The 15,443-nt window shown below is 65.0% G+C and carries 15 protein-coding genes and 2 tRNA genes; 12 read left to right on the top strand and 5 right to left on the bottom strand.

What is annotated here, in order from left to right:
* Nucleotides 1–44: 44 nt before the first annotated feature.
* Together QC821_RS07135 and QC821_RS07130 are read left to right on the top strand one after the other, a co-directional pair.
* Nucleotides 45–899 (top strand): universal stress protein, encoded by an 855-nt coding sequence (locus QC821_RS07135; protein ID WP_309718894.1) that lies wholly within the window; start codon nt 45–47, stop codon nt 897–899.
* 50 nt (nt 900–949) lie between these two features.
* Nucleotides 950–1,315, top strand: a complete 366-nt coding sequence (locus tag QC821_RS07130; RefSeq protein WP_309718891.1) for a RidA family protein — start codon at nt 950–952, stop codon at nt 1,313–1,315.
* A gap of 4 nt (nt 1,316–1,319) precedes the next feature.
* On the opposite strand, the gene QC821_RS07125 is transcribed toward QC821_RS07130, so the two are convergent.
* The 3 genes from QC821_RS07125 to QC821_RS07115 all read right to left on the bottom strand — a co-directional run bounded on the left by QC821_RS07125 (nt 1,320) and on the right by QC821_RS07115 (nt 3,758).
* Complete coding sequence (locus QC821_RS07125; RefSeq protein WP_309718888.1) at nt 1,320–1,952, bottom strand: hypothetical protein; 633 nt, start codon at nt 1,950–1,952, stop codon at nt 1,320–1,322.
* Nucleotides 1,953–2,044: 92 nt separating this feature from the next.
* On the bottom strand, nt 2,045–2,800 hold the full coding sequence (locus QC821_RS07120; RefSeq protein WP_309718885.1) for a LolA family protein: 756 nt from the start codon (nt 2,798–2,800) through the stop codon (nt 2,045–2,047).
* Nucleotides 2,801–2,900: 100 nt separating this feature from the next.
* On the bottom strand, nt 2,901–3,758 hold the full coding sequence (locus QC821_RS07115) for a MurR/RpiR family transcriptional regulator (RefSeq protein ID WP_309718882.1): 858 nt from the start codon (nt 3,756–3,758) through the stop codon (nt 2,901–2,903).
* A 245-nt stretch (nt 3,759–4,003) separates the two neighbouring features.
* Here QC821_RS07115 and zwf point away from each other — a divergent pair, with 245 nt between their 5' ends.
* The 4 genes from zwf to QC821_RS07095 all read left to right on the top strand — a co-directional run bounded on the left by zwf (nt 4,004) and on the right by QC821_RS07095 (nt 8,102).
* The gene (zwf, locus tag QC821_RS07110; RefSeq protein WP_309718879.1) at nt 4,004–5,497 is read left to right on the top strand and encodes a glucose-6-phosphate dehydrogenase; all 1,494 of its coding nucleotides are present in this window, start codon (nt 4,004–4,006) and stop codon (nt 5,495–5,497) included.
* A gap of 1 nt (nt 5,498) precedes the next feature.
* Nucleotides 5,499–6,164 carry a 6-phosphogluconolactonase gene (pgl, locus tag QC821_RS07105; RefSeq protein ID WP_309718876.1) on the top strand — a complete coding sequence of 222 codons (666 nt, stop codon included), beginning with the start codon at nt 5,499–5,501 and terminating at the stop codon, nt 6,162–6,164.
* Nucleotides 6,165–6,185: 21 nt separating this feature from the next.
* A complete protein-coding gene (locus QC821_RS07100) occupies nt 6,186–6,848 on the top strand; it encodes a bifunctional 4-hydroxy-2-oxoglutarate aldolase/2-dehydro-3-deoxy-phosphogluconate aldolase (protein ID WP_095619775.1) in 663 nt (220 codons plus the stop codon).
* Nucleotides 6,849–7,205: 357 nt separating this feature from the next.
* Nucleotides 7,206–8,102, top strand: a complete 897-nt coding sequence (locus tag QC821_RS07095; RefSeq protein ID WP_095619774.1) for a LysR family transcriptional regulator — start codon at nt 7,206–7,208, stop codon at nt 8,100–8,102.
* 3 nt (nt 8,103–8,105) lie between these two features.
* On the opposite strand, the gene QC821_RS07090 is transcribed toward QC821_RS07095, so the two are convergent.
* Complete coding sequence (locus tag QC821_RS07090; RefSeq protein WP_309718873.1) at nt 8,106–8,858, bottom strand: SDR family NAD(P)-dependent oxidoreductase; 753 nt, start codon at nt 8,856–8,858, stop codon at nt 8,106–8,108.
* A 123-nt stretch (nt 8,859–8,981) separates the two neighbouring features.
* Here QC821_RS07090 and gltX point away from each other — a divergent pair, with 123 nt between their 5' ends.
* The 3 genes from gltX to QC821_RS07075 all read left to right on the top strand — a co-directional run bounded on the left by gltX (nt 8,982) and on the right by QC821_RS07075 (nt 10,694).
* Nucleotides 8,982–10,460: a glutamate--tRNA ligase gene (gene gltX, locus QC821_RS07085; protein WP_309718869.1), complete on the top strand. Its 1,479-nt coding sequence runs from the start codon at nt 8,982–8,984 to the stop codon at nt 10,458–10,460.
* Nucleotides 10,461–10,528: 68 nt separating this feature from the next.
* Nucleotides 10,529–10,604 (top strand) — tRNA-Ala (locus QC821_RS07080).
* A gap of 14 nt (nt 10,605–10,618) precedes the next feature.
* Nucleotides 10,619–10,694, top strand: a tRNA-Glu gene (locus tag QC821_RS07075).
* Nucleotides 10,695–11,252: 558 nt separating this feature from the next.
* On the opposite strand, the gene gltA is transcribed toward QC821_RS07075, so the two are convergent.
* A complete protein-coding gene (gene gltA / locus QC821_RS07070; protein ID WP_309718866.1) occupies nt 11,253–12,539 on the bottom strand; it encodes a citrate synthase in 1,287 nt (428 codons plus the stop codon).
* Between the two features lie 405 nt (nt 12,540–12,944).
* On the opposite strand from gltA, the gene sdhC reads away from it, so the two are divergent.
* Genes sdhC through sdhA form a run of 3 tightly spaced genes read left to right on the top strand, consistent with a single transcriptional unit; the run spans nt 12,945 to nt 15,439 of the window.
* Nucleotides 12,945–13,322, top strand: a complete 378-nt coding sequence (sdhC, locus tag QC821_RS07065) for a succinate dehydrogenase, cytochrome b556 subunit (RefSeq protein WP_198034486.1) — start codon at nt 12,945–12,947, stop codon at nt 13,320–13,322.
* Entirely contained in the window at nt 13,316–13,663 is a 348-nt protein-coding gene (gene sdhD / locus QC821_RS07060; protein ID WP_089657670.1) for a succinate dehydrogenase, hydrophobic membrane anchor protein, read from the top strand. The genes sdhC and sdhD overlap by 7 nt, the downstream gene beginning before the upstream one ends.
* Before the next feature lie 3 nt (nt 13,664–13,666).
* Nucleotides 13,667–15,439: a succinate dehydrogenase flavoprotein subunit gene (sdhA, locus tag QC821_RS07055; RefSeq protein ID WP_309718860.1), complete on the top strand. Its 1,773-nt coding sequence runs from the start codon at nt 13,667–13,669 to the stop codon at nt 15,437–15,439.
* The last annotated feature ends 4 nt before the right edge of the window (nt 15,440–15,443 follow it).

The following is a 15,443-nucleotide window of genomic DNA, read 5'->3' as shown; positions in this document are numbered from 1 at the left end:
CTCGACGCCGAGCGCCAACCCACGCCAGTTCGGGACACGACACGATGACAGATCAGGTAATGGCCGCCATCGACGGCTCGCGCTTTTCTGAAGGCGTATGCGACTACGCCGCCTGGGCCAGCCAGGCGCTGGCGGCGCCGCTGACCTTCCTGCACGTGGTGGACAACCACCCGCAGACCGCCGAGGCGGACCTGTCCGGCAATATCGGCCTGGGCTCCCGGGAGCACCTGCTGGAGGAGCTGGCCAGTCTCGATGAGCAGCGTGCCAAGCTGGCCCAGGAGCAGGGCCGGGTGATGCTGTCTGCGGCCAAGACCCGGGCGGTGGGGGCCGGTGTTGGCGAGCCGGCCACCCGCCAGCGCAACGGTACCCTGGTCGAGACGCTCAGCGAGCTGGAGAACGAGATCCGCCTGCTGGTGATCGGCAAGCGCGGCGAGACCGCTCACCAGGCCGTCGACCACCTGGGCTCGAACCTCGAGCGGGTGGTGCGCACCCTGCATCGACCGATCCTGATGGTGCCGGACCAGTTCCAGACACCCAGCCAGGTGCTGATCGCCTTTGACGGTAGCAAGACCACCCGCAAGGGCGTCGAGATGATCGCCAAGAGCCCGCTGTTCGAGGGCATTCCGGTCCACGTGGTGATCGTCGGCGCCGAAACCGGTGACAACCGCTCACAGCTCGAGTGGGCGCTCAAGACCCTGCGCAACGCCGGGTTAGAGGCGCAGGGGGCGATTCGCGCTGGCGAGGTGGAGGAGACCCTGCGCAACTACAAGGAAGAGCAGGGCATCGACCTGCTGGTGATGGGTGCCTACGGCCATTCGCGGATTCGTCACTTGCTGGTGGGCAGCACCACCACGGCGATGCTGCGTCGCGCCAGCGTGCCGGTGCTGCTGCTGCGCTGATCGACCTCGGCACCGAAAATATCCATTTTAGAACGCAAGGAGAAACCTGCATGTCTATCACCCGTCATGACACCAAGGCGCGCATGAGCCGCGCGGTAATCCACAACGGTGTGGCCTGGCTGTGTGGCCAGGTGGCCGGGCCCGAGGCGCGCCATGGCGATATCACTGCCCAGACCGAGAGCATGCTGGCGCGGGTCGATGCGCTGCTCGCCGAGATCGGCTCCGACCGCGAGCACCTGCTGTCGGCGACGATCTACCTTAAGGATGGCCAGGACGTGGCGGCGATGAACGCGGTCTGGGATGCCTGGGTACCCGAGGGGCATGCGCCGGCGCGTACCTGCGTGTGCGCGCCGCTGCCGGCCGATGAGCTCAAGGTCGAGATCACCGTCACCGCCTTGGTGCCCGGCAGCCGCTGAGCCGCTAGTCGGCGGATTCGTCACTCGCTGCGGCCGGGCGCCGCGGCTGGTGGCGTAGAAACACTGCCATGCGCTCTGGCTCGCATTCGCCGACCTGGCACAGCTGCTCGGCGATCTCGGCGTACTGGCGCAGCACCGGGTCGATCAGGCCCAGACGGGCGCTGTCGCCGCTGGCTTGTTCGGCTTCGCCGGCCAGCCATTCGAATAGCCGCGCGAGACGCGAGATATTGGGGTCACCGCGGCCGGTGTTGCCGCGCATCGCATCGACGGCCAGGCAGCGCAGCACGCTACGCTTGTTGGGATCAAGGCTCTCCTTGTCGAGTAGCGCCTCGGCCTGGTGCACGAAGCGCTCCATCAACTGGGCGGCCTCGGCGGCGCGTAGCTGGCGGCTCTGGGTCTCGAGGCTCTGATTGAGCGCGAGCTGCTGAGTACGCAAGCCCGAGACCAAGCTGGATACCAGCGTCAGCAGGCAGATCAGCCCGGCCGCAGACAGGCCGTATACCGCCAACGCCACCAGCTCCTGTGGGCCCAGTGGCAGGCGCAGTTCGCTAAGCGATAGGCCCAGGCCGGCCAGGGCAAGCACCACCACCACGATCAGCGCGAGGGTGGCGGCGCCCGGCGAAGACTTGACGTTCATCCGTGTGCTCCTGTCGACGCGCGGCGAGCATCGCCACACGTTTCCTGACAGCACTATCGGCTTGCCAGAAGCGAACTTGAGCGCGCCGCGGCTCAATCCTGTTCGTCGATCTCTTCAGGATCGAGCTCCTCGGCCATTACCGGGCTATCGTCATCCTCCGACTCCTCTTGCGCCTCGCTGTCTTCCTCGCCGGCATCGCTGTCGACCTGCAGCCACTGGCCGAGGAAGTCGCTCAGCGAATCATCGACCATCGGGCTGACCGATGAGAACACCACCTGCAGCTCGTCGCCGTTGGCGCCCTGGATCTCCATTTGCTGCCAGCCGCTGGCATCGCCGATCAGCAGCAGCTCACCGAGTTCGCGTTCCAGGGCGGGGGCACGGGGGCTGAAACGGGCCTGCCAGTCGTCGCGTTCGCCAGCCAGGGCGATGGCGTAGTCCTCCTCTAGCGCCGCCCAGTTGCCACCCAGCAGGTCGACCAGGTGGCGGCCGAATTCGACCCTGCGGGGGAGCAGCTCATCAAGCAGCTCGCGGTCCGGCAGACCTTCCTCCTCGACCTCCTCTCGGGGGCCAGGCAGGCGCTTCGGGAAGGCCAGGGTGGCCTCGCGGGGTGAAACGAATCGCCACACCAGCAGGCGTTCGCGTTGATAGAGGAAACGGCCGTCGCTGTGCAGCCGCGACTGCTGGTCTGCCAGCCAGTGGCGCTGTTCGAAGCTGCCCTGCAGCTGGGCGGGAGCGGCCAGCTGGCGCTGCAGCTCCTCGCGCTCCAGGGCCTGGGCGCTGGTGCAGAGCAAGGCGCTGCCCGCCAGGGCAGCCAGCAGCCGTCGAACGGGTAACGAATCGGCGAGCATGTGGACTCCGACGGGGAAACGGGATGCCTGGGCAGAGACCCATGATGCGCCAATCGGTTCCCGTCGCAAACCTCTGTGTGGCGAGTTCGGCTGGTCTGGGTTAGCCGCCGGCGGGGAAGCGCGTGGCCTGGAGGCTATCCTTGATCTTCTTGAGATGGATCAGGAAGTCCTCGCCGCGGCGCAGGGTGACGCCGGTGGCCAGTACGTCGATCAGTGCCAGGTGGATCATCCGCGAGGTCATCGGCATATAGACGTCGGTGTCCTCCGGCGTGGTCACCTCGAGGGTCTCGGTGCACTCGCCGGCCAGCGGTGAGCCGGGGGCGGTGATGCCCAGCACTACCGCGCCGTTCTCCCGCGCCAGGCGGGCGATCTCGACCAGCTCACGGGTGCGCCCGGTGTAGGAGATGATCACCACTACGTCGCCGGTGTGGCAGGCAGCGGCGACCATGCGCTGCATCAGCACGTCTTCGTAGGCCATCACCGGCATGTTGAAACGGAAGAACTTGTGCTGGGCGTCCTGGGCCACCGGCCCCGAAGCGCCAAGGCCGAAGAAGTGAATCTGCTTGGCCTGGATCAGGTAGTTGACGGCACGCTCGACGCGCTTGGCATCCAGCGCCCGGCGCGCCTCGTCGAGGGCGGCGATGGTGGCGCCAAAGATCTTGTCGCCGTAGCCGGCAGCGTCGTCGTCACGCTCCACGCTGCGGCTGACATAGGGTGTGCCGCCGGCCAGGCTCTGGGCCAGCTTGATCTTGAAGTCGGGATAGCCCTTGGCATCGAAGTTGCGGCAGAAGCGGTTGACCGTGGGTTCACTGACCGAGGAGGCCTGGGCCAGGGTGGCGATGCTCATGCCGGTAGCCGAGGCCGGGTCGGCGAGTATCACGTCGGCGACCTTGCGCTCGGAGCGGTTGAGCTCGTCCAGTCGGTTGCGAATGCGTTCGATCAGGTCATGGCTGGACATGGGGGCTAGACTCTTGGTAGCTGAGGCCGTCGCCGGGTTGCGGCGGCGGCCCTTGATGCATGGCGGCCGATGATGTAGTGATTTAACTACATGGTGCTGGTTATCCTAGCCTGGGGTCGCCTGGATGACCATATCCGTCTCGACGATGCTGCATCTTTGGTAGTAAAATTACAGATAAATGTTGCTTTATCCGTCGGCGTAAACGTATTTTATCGGTAAGTTAACCAAATTTCAGGGGGCAAGGCATGAGTCAGCACAGCGCAATGCCGAGCGTTGCCGACACCGAGATCGATCTGGCGATGTTCGGCGCGCTGGGCGATCTGGCGCTGCGCAAGCTGTTTCCGGCGCTCTATCACCTCGACCGCGAGGGGCTGCTGCCCGAGGGTACCCGGCTGGTTGGCCTGGCGCGGCAGGACCTCGACGGCGAGGCGTTTCGCCAGCAGGTCGCCGATGCCCTGCAGCGGCGGGTAAAGAGCAGCGAGCAGGACAAGGCCAGCCTCAAGCGTTTCATGGCGCGTCTCGACTACCTCAAGCTGGATTTCGCCAGCGTCGAGGGCTACGAGGCGATCCGCGCCTGGCGCGAAGGGTCACCGCGGCCGATGGTGGTCTATCTCTCGGTACCGGCCAGCATCTACGGCGATATCTGCCGTAACCTGCAGGCCAGCGGCAGCCTCGACGATAGCGTCCGGGTGGTGGTGGAGAAGCCGATCGGCTACGACCTCGAGTCATCGCAGCAGATCAACGACGTGATCGGCGAGGTGTTCCCCGAGTCGCGGATCTACCGCATCGACCACTACCTGGGCAAGGAGACGGTGCAAAACCTGATCGCGCTGCGCTTCGCCAATCCGCTGTTCGGTACCCAGTGGAACCAGAACCATATCTCCCACGTGGAGATCACCGTCGCCGAGCAGGTCGGCATCGAGGGCCGCTGGGGCTACTTCGACCAGGCCGGCCAGCTGCGCGACATGGTGCAGAACCACCTGCTGCAGCTGCTGTGCCTGATCGCCATGGACCCGCCGTCGAACCTCGACGCCGACGCCATTCGCGACGAGAAGGTCAAGGTGCTCAAGGCGCTCAAGCCGTTCGTCGGCGAGGCGTTGGGGCGCGACGTGGTACGCGGCCAGTACACTGCCGGTACCAGCGAGGGCAAGAGCGTGCCCGGCTACCTCGAGGAGGAGGGCGCCAACACCGACAGCCATACCGAGACCTTCGTCGCCATGAAGACCGAGGTCGCCAACTGGCGCTGGGCGGGGGTGCCGTTCTACCTGCGTACCGGCAAGCGCATGCCCGAGAAGCTGTCGCAGATCGTCATCCACTTCCGCCAGCAGCCGCACTATATCTTCGACCCGGACCAGCGCGGCCTGGCCGCCAACAAGCTGATTATCCGCCTGCAGCCGGAGGAGGGTATCGCGCTGCAGGTATTGACCAAGGACAGCGGGCTCGACAAGGGCATGCGCCTGCGTCCCGGGCCGCTGCACCTGGATTTCAACAACGCCTTCCCCAAGTCGCGGATTCCCGATGCCTACGAGCGTCTGCTGCTCGAGGTCATGAAGGGCCAGCAGTACCTGTTCGTGCGCCGCGACGAGGTCGAGCACGCCTGGCGCTGGTGCGATCAGTTGATCGCCGGCTGGGAAGCGCGCGAGATGCCGCCGCGGCGCTATCCGGCGGGGTCCTGGGGGCCTGTCGCATCGATTGCCATGATCACCCAGGACGGTCGCAGCTGGTATGAGGATTACTGACATGAGCCAGGCTCGCCAACAACTCGCCGTGCAGCTCGCCGAGGCGGTCGCCGAAGCGCTGCGCAGCGACCTCGACGCGCAGCAGAGAGTGCTGCTGGTGGTGTCCGGCGGCTCGACCCCGGTACCGTTCTTTCACGCCCTGGCCGCCTATGACCTGCCGTGGTCGCGGGTCGACGTGACCCTCGCCGACGAGCGCTGGGTCGCCGACGACAGCCCCGACAGCAATGCCCGGCTGGTGCGTGAGCATCTGCTGCAGGGGCCGGCCGCGGCGGCCAATTTCGTGGCGCTGACCAGTGCCGCGGGAACTCCCGAGCAGGGCGTTGCCGACGTCAGCGAACGGGTTGAGTCGCTGGCCTGGCCGGCCAGCGTGGTCGTCCTTGGCATGGGCGGCGACGGCCATACCGCCTCGCTGTTTCCCGACAGTCGCGAGCTCGACCTGGCGCTGTCCAGCGACGAGCCGCTGGTGGCGGTGCGCACGCCCAGCCAGCCGCAGCCGCGGATCACCTTCAGTGCCGGCCGCCTGCATCAGGCGCGCCGCCATATGCTGCATATCAACGGCGACGACAAGCGCAGCGTACTGGCCGCGGCGCTGGGGGGCGACGATGTGCGTGCGCTGCCTATCCGCGCTTTCCTGGCCTGTCCGCTGGCGATCTACTGGGCGCCCTGACCTTTTCTGGAGACTCTGATCATGACTATCGACAAGCAGCTGCCATCCACGCGCACCACCGAGCTCGACAGCATCTGCCTCAAGGCCGAAGTGATCCCGGTGATTACCATCGAGCGGCTCGAGGACGCGGTGCCGATGGGCCGCGCCCTGGTCGAGGGTGGCCTGAGCGTGCTCGAGGTGACGCTGCGTACCGACTGTGCGCTGGAGGCGATCAAGCGCATGCGCGACGCCTTGCCGGGGGCCAGCATCGGGGTTGGTACGGTATTGACCCCGGCCCAGTACCGTCAGGCCGAGGAGGTCGGTGCCGACTTCGTGGTCACCCCGGGTGCTACCGAGGCGCTCTACCGCTACGGTGTCGAGAGCCCGGTGCCGATGCTGCCCGGCGTATCGACCATCTCCGAGCTGATGACCGGCTGGCAGTATGGCTACCGGCGCTTCAAGTTCTTCCCCGCCGAGTCGAGCGGTGGTGCCAAGGCGATCAAGGCCTTCGGCGCGCCGATTCCCGAGGCGCGCTTCTGCCCCACCGGCGGGATCAGCGTCGACAACGCCGACGAGTACCTGGCGCTGCCCAATGTGATGTGCGTGGGGGGCTCCTGGTTGACCCCCAAGGCGCTGGTCGAGGCCGAGGACTGGGATGCCATCCGTGAGCTGGCGCGCCAGGCAGCGGAGCGCTTCCACCACTGAGGCGGCCCTGAATACGATCTCTCTCGACAGCCCGTGCTGTTGTTCGACCCGTTCCCCGTGAGCGGGTCTTTTTTGTGACCAGGGGGCAGGTGACGGGCAAAAGAAAGCGCGCCGGTCATCGGGAGATAGCCGGCCGCGCACAAGCGAGTTGCACTGAAGGCGTCATCCAGGCGTGGGCACCATTGCCCGTTGCCTGATGGCGTTGGTCTCACCCGCGTCCGGCGGGGCCGGTGCTGGTGAAGACCGAGGCAGTATAGGGGCTCGGTCTTTGCGGAATAAGTGGGTACAATCGAAAACTAGTGTTTCCAAAATGGAAACCTTTGCTCGATCCATCACACAACCGCTATGAGGCATGACATGGCGACCCTGGATGCGCTCAAGGTCTTCGTCGAGGTGGTGCGCAGCGGCAGCTTCACCGCTGCGGCACGGCGCCTGGGCATCTCCAAGTCGCTGGCGTCCAAGCGCGTCGCGGCGCTGGAGGATGAGCTGGGGGTGAGCCTGCTCAACCGCTCGACCCGCTCGCTGCGGCTCACCGAGTCGGGGCAGATCTACTACGAGCACGGTCTGCGCATTCGCGAGGAGCTGGCCTCCGCCGAGGCCCAGGTGCAGTCGGTGACGGCGCGGCCACGCGGCCAGCTCAAGGTCAGTGCCCAGGTCAGCTTCGGCTTCATGTACCTGGCGGCGCCGACCACCGCCTTCATGCGCCGCTACCCCGACGTGGCCGTGGAGATCCTGCTCGAGGACCAGCGCTTCGAGCCCATCGACGATGCCGTCGACCTGGCGATCCGCATGGGGCCGCTGCCGCCCTCGAGCCTGGTGTCGCGGCCGCTGTGCAAGGTGGTCTACGGGCTCTACGCGGCCCCGGAGTACCTGGCTCGCGTCAACCGTCCCCAGCATCCCCGGGACATCCGCGAGCACGACAGCGTGTTCTACGGCAACTACGACCTCGGCGCCCACTGGCGCTTCTCACTCAACGGCCAGCCGTTGGATATCGAGCCCAGTTCACGGCTGGTGATCAACAACCTGCTGGGGGTGGTAGAGGCCGCCAAGGCCGGCTTCGGACTGGCCTACCTGCCGACTTTCGCCGCCCGCCAGGCGGTGGCCGAGGGGCTGCTGGTGCCGCTGCTGCAGCCCTACTGGAACGAGCACGGCAGCATGCTGGTGCTGTTCCGCTCGCGCAAGTACCTGCCCGACAAGACCCGTGCCTATCTCGACTTCATTACCGACTGGTTTCGCGAGCACCTGGCGTTGTAGCCCCTACCAGGGGATGGGCTCTCCTGCCCAATCCCAGAAGCTGCCGCTGTCATCGGCGCTGCGCTGGGCAATCACCGCCAGCAGCCGCTCGGCCACGAACTCAGGGGTGAACAGCTTGCCGTCGGGGACCCGGGCCTGAAACGGCGCTGAGAGCGCGGTGTCGGTGGTGCCGGGGTGCAGGCACAGCACGCACAGCTGGCGGTTGAGGCGCTTGAACTCCACTGCAGCGGTTTTGAGCAGCATGTTGTGGGCGGCCTTGCTGGCGCGGTAGGCGTACCAGCCGCCGAGGCGGTTGTCGGTGAGTGAGCCTACCCGCGCCGAGAGACTGACGAAATAGGCCGGATGCGTACCCTTGAGCGACGGCAGTAGCGCCTGCAGCAGCAGTGCCGGGGTTGCCGCATTGACCTCGAAGAGCCGCGTCAGCGCGCCGGGGTCGAGGTCCTCGAGGCGCTTCTCCGGGGCAATGCCTGCCGCATCGTCGTGGAGCATGCCCAGGGTGTTGACGGTGAGGTGTAGCGGCGCACCGTCGAGATGGTCGGCCAGCGCCGCACGACCCTCGACGCTGGTCAGGTCGGCCTGCAGCGGCTCGGCGATGCCCCGCGGGTCATGTTCGGCCAGCGCCGGCGGGTGGCGGCTGACGGCGATGAGCCGGGCCACCTGGGGGGCATCGAGCAGGGCCTGGCAGAGCGCCTGGCCGATGCCGCCTGAGGCGCCGGTGACCAGTACGTTGATGCGCTCGGGGAGGGTGGGGAACATGATGGGTCTCCAGTGTTGGCGGCGTCCAATGGACTGCTGAGCAGGCGAATGATTCCCCGGCTGATGGGCGGCGGGGGAGTGCGTATAATGCCGGCAAGCTTCTCGACCCAAGGATTGCAGCAGATGACCGTACGCACGCGCATCGCCCCGTCGCCCACCGGCGACCCCCATGTCGGCACCGCCTATATCGCGCTGTTCAACCTGTGTTTCGCTCGCCAGCACGGCGGCCAGTTCGTGTTGCGCATCGAGGACACCGACCGGGTGCGCTCCACCGCGGAGTCCGAGCAGATGATCCTCGACTCGCTGCGCTGGCTGGGCCTCGACTGGGACGAAGGGCCCGACGTGGGCGGCCCCCACGGGCCCTACCGCCAGAGCGAGCGCGGCGAGATCTACGCCGAGCACGCCCAGCGGCTGCTCGATGCCGGCCACGCCTTCAAGTGCTACCGTACCAGCGAAGAGCTCGACGAGCTGCGCGAGGCGCGCAAGGCCGCCGGCCTGCAGATGGCCCTCAAGCCCGTCGACCTGGCGCTGGCCGACGACGAGCAGGCGCGTCGCGAGCAGGAGGGGTGGCCCTACGTGGTGCGCATGCAGGTGCCCAGCGAAGGCACCTGCGTGGTCAACGACATGCTGCGCGGCGAGATCGAGGTCGACTGGGCCCAGGTCGATGCGCAGATCCTGCTCAAGTCCGACGGCATGCCCACCTACCACCTGGCCAACGTGGTCGACGACCACCTGATGGGCATCAGCCACGTGCTGCGCGGCGAGGAGTGGATCAACTCGGCGCCCAAGCACCAGCTGCTCTACGAGTACTTCGGCTGGCAGATGCCGCAGCTCTGTCATATGCCGCTGCTGCGCAACCCGGACAAGTCCAAGCTCTCCAAGCGCAAGAACCCGACCTCGATCAACTACTACCGGCGCATGGGGTTCCTGCCCCAGGCGGTGACCAACTACCTGGGCCGCATGGGCTGGTCGATGCCCGACGACCGCGAGAAGTTCTCCCTCGACGAGATGATGGCCAGTTTCGATATCCAGCGCGTGTCGCTGGGCGGGCCGGTGTTCGACCTGGACAAGCTGACCTGGCTCAACGGCGTCTATATCCGCGAGGATCTCGACGACGCGGCGTTTCTCCAGGCGCTGCGCGACTGGGCCTTCAACGAAGCCTACGTCAACCAGATCCTGCCCCAGGTACGCCCGCGGGTGGATACCCTGTCCCAGGTCGCGCCGCTGGCTGGGCACTTCTTCTCCGGCTTGCCGGCCATCGACGAAGAGAGCTTCGCCGAGGTCAAGCTCGAGCGCGAGACGCTGCTCAAGCTGCTGCAGTTCCTGGTCTGGCGCCTGGAAGGCGTGTCGCGCTGGGACAAGGAGGCGCTGCTGGTCGAGGTCAAGGCACTGGGCGAACACTTCGAGCTCAAGATGAAGGCCCTGCTGGCGCCGGTATTCATCGCCGTGACCGGTTCGGCCACCTCCACCTCGGTGATGGATGCCATGGTGATCCTCGGCTCCGACATGACCCGCGCACGCCTGCGCCATGCCATCGAGGTGCTCGGCGGCGTGTCCAAGAAGCAGGCCAAGCGTTTCGAGAAGGAATTTCGCGAGCTGTGAGACGCGGCGCGAAAAGCGGTTGACGAAGTGCGAGGCGCCGGGTAGTATACGCCTCGTTCTTGAGAGACGGGGCCTTAGCTCAGCTGGGAGAGCGCAACACTGGCAGTGTTGAGGTCAGCGGTTCGATCCCGCTAGGCTCCACCATCTCGGAACCATGCGTCCCATTCGTCTAGTGGTCCAGGACACCGCCCTTTCACGGCGGTAACAGGGGTTCGAACCCCCTATGGGACGCCACCTCCTTTACGAAGAGACGCCCATGCGGCGTCTCTTTTCGTTAGTGCGCCCGCACTGCGATATGACGCCCAAGCACATGGCGTTGTCTGCTTTTCTGCCCCTTACGTATGAGCCATAAATGGGCCTTCCAGGCTTGACATATCCCCTGAGTTGTCCACGGGCGCCGTGCGGCGGTTACTGCTTGTGCACAACCCTGATGTAAGCTGGGGTTGTTCGGAAAAACTTCGTTTAATCGTTATAAATCAACGACATAAAATTGCTCAAAATTTGAGCAATCTAACTGTAGCCCGCTTGTCATGGTGGCTTGTGAGGCTTATCTCGAGGTTGCGCACAGTGTTATCCACAGATTGTGTGGAAAACCCGTGGCGGCTCCCCGGGAGGCGAGTCGTCGTCGGGGTTCGCCGTGGTGCAGCATGCTGCCCACAGCCGCTGCCTGCTGCTGTCAGCGGCGGAAGTGGCTTGTACAAGGGCTGTAATCGATGGCGGCGTGCAGGCAAGAAACACAGCGGGCCACCCTGAGGGTGGCCCGCGTAGTGACAGGCGGTGATGCCGGTCGGGTTACTTGGTCGGGTAGTCGCGCTCGGTGTGGCCGGTATAGAGCTGGCGCGGGCGACTGATCTTGTAGTTGCTGCTGATCATCTCGTTCCAGTGCGAGATCCAGCCGATGGTGCGCGACACGGCGAAGACCACGGTGAACATGTTGGTGGGAATGCCGATCGCCTTGAGGATGATGCCGGAGTAGAAGTCGACGTTGGGGTAGAGCTTGCGCTCGATGAAGTACTCGTCCTCGAGCGCGATCTGCTCGAGCCGCTTGGCGATCTTTAGCTGCGGATCATCGGCCATGCCCAGCTCGGCCAGCACTTCGTCGCAGGTCTCCTTCATGACCTTGGCGCGCGGGTCGAAGTTGCGATACACCCGGTGGCCGAAGCCCATCAGCTTGAACGGGTCGCTTTTGTCCTTGGCGCGGTCGACGAAGCGCTGGATATTCTCCTCGGACTCGTCGCCGATCTCGTCGAGCATGCTCAGCACCGCCTCGTTGGCGCCGCCGTGGGCCGGTCCCCACAGTGCTGCAATGCCGGCACTGATACAGGCGAAGGGGTTGGCGCCGGTGGAGCCGGCCAGGCGCACCGTGGAGGTGGAGGCGTTCTGCTCGTGGTCGGCGTGGAGCATGAAGATGCGATCCATGGCCTTGGCGAACACCGGGTTGACCTTGAACTCCTCGCAGGGGTTGCTGAACATCATGTAGAGGAAGTTCTCGGCGTAGCTCAGGTCGTTGCGCGGATAGTTGAACGGCTGGCCGATGTTGTACTTGTAGCACATCGACGCCAGGGTCGGCATCTTGGCGATCAGGCGGATCGCGCTGATGGTCCGATCCTCCTCCTTGGTAATGTCGAGATGGTCGTGATAGAAGGCTGCCAGGCCACCTACCACGCCGCACAGGATCGACATGGGGTGGGCGTCACGGCGGAAGCCCTTGAAGAAGTTGGCCAGCTGCTCGTGCACCATGGTGTGATTGCGGATGGTGCTCTCGAACTTGTTGAACTCCTCGTCGTTGGGCAGCTCGCCAAACAGCAGGGCGTAGCTCAGCTCGACGAAGTTGGAGTTCTCGGCCAGCTGGCCGATGGGGTAGCCGCGGTGCAGCAGTACGCCCTTGCCGCCGTCGATGAAAGTGATCGCCGACTCGGTGGAGGAGGTGGCCATGAATCCCGGGTCGTGGGTGAACAGCCCCTCGGCACCCAGCGTGCGCACGTCGATGACATCCGGGCCCATGCTGCCAGAATAGACCGGAAATTCGATCGTCTTGTCGAGCCCGTCTACGGTCAGTCTTGCTTTTCTGTCAGCCATGTCGGCCTCCTCTCCAGTTTTGTCGTCAGACGATAAGTCGTTGTCCCGCTTGCCAAGCCGGCGAAAAAGGTCCGCCCACTATAGAAGCGTACCGGGGATTGTCAATTAGCCCATGGAGACGCTCTGTTGTGCGAACTTTCGATATTCATACAGGTCTTGTATAGTTATTGGTGCTTTGCACCATTGTCCGCGCTGGTGGCGAGGGGTCAAGGCCTACACCATGGTTGCAAAGGGTCGTCGACAATTTGTCATGGTGGGCCCCAGTCCCTATAATCCACCCCGCGCGACTGGCAGGAACTGGAGGTCGTGCCGAACTTGGCAGACGGCCGAGCCCTTCCTCAAAACCACCGCCCGCTCGGGCCATGCCCGAAGCACAGAGCGGGCCAAGAGAGTGTGTATAGAGCCGTGAATAGCAAACGACCCGTTAATCTCGATATCTCCACCATCAAGCTACCGCTACCCGCCCTGACGTCGATCACTCACCGTATTACCGGCATCATCCTGTTCGTCGGCCTGATTTTTGCCTTCTGGGCGCTGGACAAGTCGCTGTCGTCCCCGGCGGGCTTCTACGCGGTGCAGGATGCCCTGGCCAACAACCTGCTGGCCAAGCTGGTCGCCTGGGGGCTGCTGTCGGCACTGGCCTTCCACTTCGTCGCCGGCATCAAGCACCTGCTTATGGATCTCAACATCGGCGTGACCCTCGAAAGCGGCATGCGCAAGGCACAGATCACCGTGGTGGTCAGTGCGGTTCTGGTGATTCTCGCAGGAGTCTGGGTATGGTAACCAATATTACGAACTTCGGTCGCAGCGGCCTGTCCGACTGGCTGATCCAGCGCTTCTCGGCGGTCATCCTGGCGCTCTACACGCTCTTCATCGTTGCCTACCTGCTGCTCAACCCGGGCCTCGACTACGCCACCTGGAGCGGCCTGTTCGCCCAGACCTGGATGCGCATCTTCTCGCTGCTGGCGTTCGTCTCGATTGCCGCCCACGCCTGGATCGGGCTATGGACCGTGACCACCGACTATCTCAAGCCGACCGGCATTCGCCTGGCGGTGCAGAGCGCCATCATCCTGGCCATCTTCGTGTTCCTGGTCTGGGGCATTCAAATTCTGTGGGGAGCCTGATCCATGTCCAACATGCGTAGCCTGTCCTTCGACGCCATCATCATCGGCGGGGGTGGCTCCGGCCTGCGTGCCGCGCTCGAGCTGGCCAAGTCCGGCAAGAAGACCGCGGTGCTCTCCAAGGTCTTCCCGACCCGCTCGCACACCGTCTCTGCCCAGGGCGGTATCACCTGTGCCATCGCTTCGGCCGATCCCAACGACGACTGGCGCTGGCACATGTATGACACCGTCAAGGGCGGCGACTATATCGCCGACCAGGACGCTGCCGAGTACATGTGCTCCGAGGGCCCCAAGGCGGTCTTCGAGCTCGAGCACATGGGTCTGCCGTTCTCGCGTTTCGACAACGGCCGCATCTATCAGCGTCCGTTCGGCGGCCAGTCCAAGAACTTCGGTGAGGGCGGCCAGGCGGCGCGCACCTGTGCCGCGGCCGACCGTACCGGCCACGCCCTGCTGCACACCCTTTACCAGAACAACCTGAAGAACAATACCACCTTCCTTAACGAGTGGTATGCGGTGGACCTGGTCAAGAACGCCAACGGCGACGTGGTGGGCTGCATCGCCCTCGATATCGAGACCGGCGAAGTGGTGCACGTCAAGTCCAAGGCCACGGTGCTGGCCACCGGCGGTGCCGGGCGCATCTACGCCTCGACCACCAATGCCCTGATCAACACCGGGGACGGCATCGGCATGGCGCTGCGCGCCGGCTTCCCGATGCAGGACATGGAGATGTGGCAGTTCCACCCTACCGGCATCTACGGCGCCGGCACCCTGGTCACCGAGGGCTGCCGCGGTGAGGGCGGCTACCTGGTCAACAAGGACGGCGAGCGTTTCATGGAGCGCTATGCGCCCAACGCCAAGGACCTGGCCGGTCGCGACGTGGTGGCGCGCTCGATGGTCATGGAGATCCTCGAGGGGCGCGGCTGCGGCGAGAAGGGCGACCACGTCTTCCTCAAGCTCGACCATCTCGGCGAAGAGGTGCTGGGCAAGCGCCTGCCGGGCATCGTCGAACTGTCCAAGACCTTTGCCCACGCCGATCCGGCCAAGGAGCCGATCCCGGTGGTGCCGACCTGCCACTACATGATGGGCGGGATCCCCACCAACGTGCACGGCCAGGCGATCATGCAGGACGCCGACGGCAACGACCAGATCGTCAACGGCCTGTTCGCCTGCGGCGAGGCGGCCTGCGTGTCGGTGCACGGCGCCAACCGCCTGGGCGGCAATTCGCTGCTCGACCTGGTGGTGTTCGGTCGTGCGGCCGGGATGTTCATCGAGGGTGCGCTCAACGAGGGCATCGACTACCTCGACGCCTCCGAATCCGACGTCGATGCGGCGATGAAGCGCATGAGCCGTTGGAACGAGTCGAGCGGCGGCGAGAGTGTGCCCGAGCTCAAGGCCGAGCTGCAGGACATCATGCAGAACGCCTTCGGCGTGTTCCGCCAGGAAGACAACATGCAGGAGGGCGTCAAGAAGCTCGCCGACCTGCGCGAGCGGATCGCCAATGCCAGCCTGGGTGACAAGTCCAACGCCTTCAACACCGCGCGTGTCGAAGCGCTGGAGCTCGATAACCTGATGGAAGTGGCCGAGGCCACCGCGATCTCGGCACTGGAGCGCAAGGAGAGTCGCGGCGCGCACTCCCGCTACGACTATCCGGATCGTGACGACGTCAACTGGCTGAAGCACTCGCTCTACTTCCCCGCTGACAAGACACTGGGCAAGCGCGACGTCAACTTCACGCCGAAGACCGTCGATACCTTCGAGCCGAAAGTCCGTACTTATTAAGGGG

It is taken from the genome of Franzmannia qiaohouensis (genome assembly GCF_031451695.1).
Taxonomy (GTDB): Bacteria; Pseudomonadota; Gammaproteobacteria; order Pseudomonadales; family Halomonadaceae; genus Franzmannia; species Franzmannia qiaohouensis.
The sequence above is the reverse complement of the archived record's forward strand: the minus strand, read 5'-3'. Positions and strand labels throughout refer to the sequence as shown.

Bases quoted from the DNA above. Each gene is read 5' to 3' on its own strand.
- QC821_RS07135 (WP_309718894.1), top strand. From the start codon at position 45: ATGACAGATCAGGTAATGGCCGCCATCGACGGCTCGCGCTTTTCTGAA.
- QC821_RS07130 (WP_309718891.1), top strand. From the start codon at position 950: ATGTCTATCACCCGTCATGACACCAAGGCGCGCATGAGCCGCGCGGTA.
- QC821_RS07125 (WP_309718888.1), bottom strand. From the start codon at position 1,952: ATGAACGTCAAGTCTTCGCCGGGCGCCGCCACCCTCGCGCTGATCGTG.
- QC821_RS07120 (WP_309718885.1), bottom strand. From the start codon at position 2,800: ATGCTCGCCGATTCGTTACCCGTTCGACGGCTGCTGGCTGCCCTGGCG.
- QC821_RS07115 (WP_309718882.1), bottom strand. From the start codon at position 3,758: ATGTCCAGCCATGACCTGATCGAACGCATTCGCAACCGACTGGACGAG.
- zwf (WP_309718879.1), top strand. From the start codon at position 4,004: ATGAGTCAGCACAGCGCAATGCCGAGCGTTGCCGACACCGAGATCGAT.
- pgl (WP_309718876.1), top strand. From the start codon at position 5,499: ATGAGCCAGGCTCGCCAACAACTCGCCGTGCAGCTCGCCGAGGCGGTC.
- QC821_RS07100 (WP_095619775.1), top strand. From the start codon at position 6,186: ATGACTATCGACAAGCAGCTGCCATCCACGCGCACCACCGAGCTCGAC.
- QC821_RS07095 (WP_095619774.1), top strand. From the start codon at position 7,206: ATGGCGACCCTGGATGCGCTCAAGGTCTTCGTCGAGGTGGTGCGCAGC.
- QC821_RS07090 (WP_309718873.1), bottom strand. From the start codon at position 8,858: ATGTTCCCCACCCTCCCCGAGCGCATCAACGTACTGGTCACCGGCGCC.
- gltX (WP_309718869.1), top strand. From the start codon at position 8,982: ATGACCGTACGCACGCGCATCGCCCCGTCGCCCACCGGCGACCCCCAT.
- gltA (WP_309718866.1), bottom strand. From the start codon at position 12,539: ATGGCTGACAGAAAAGCAAGACTGACCGTAGACGGGCTCGACAAGACG.
- sdhD (WP_089657670.1), top strand. From the start codon at position 13,316: ATGGTAACCAATATTACGAACTTCGGTCGCAGCGGCCTGTCCGACTGG.
- sdhA (WP_309718860.1), top strand. From the start codon at position 13,667: ATGTCCAACATGCGTAGCCTGTCCTTCGACGCCATCATCATCGGCGGG.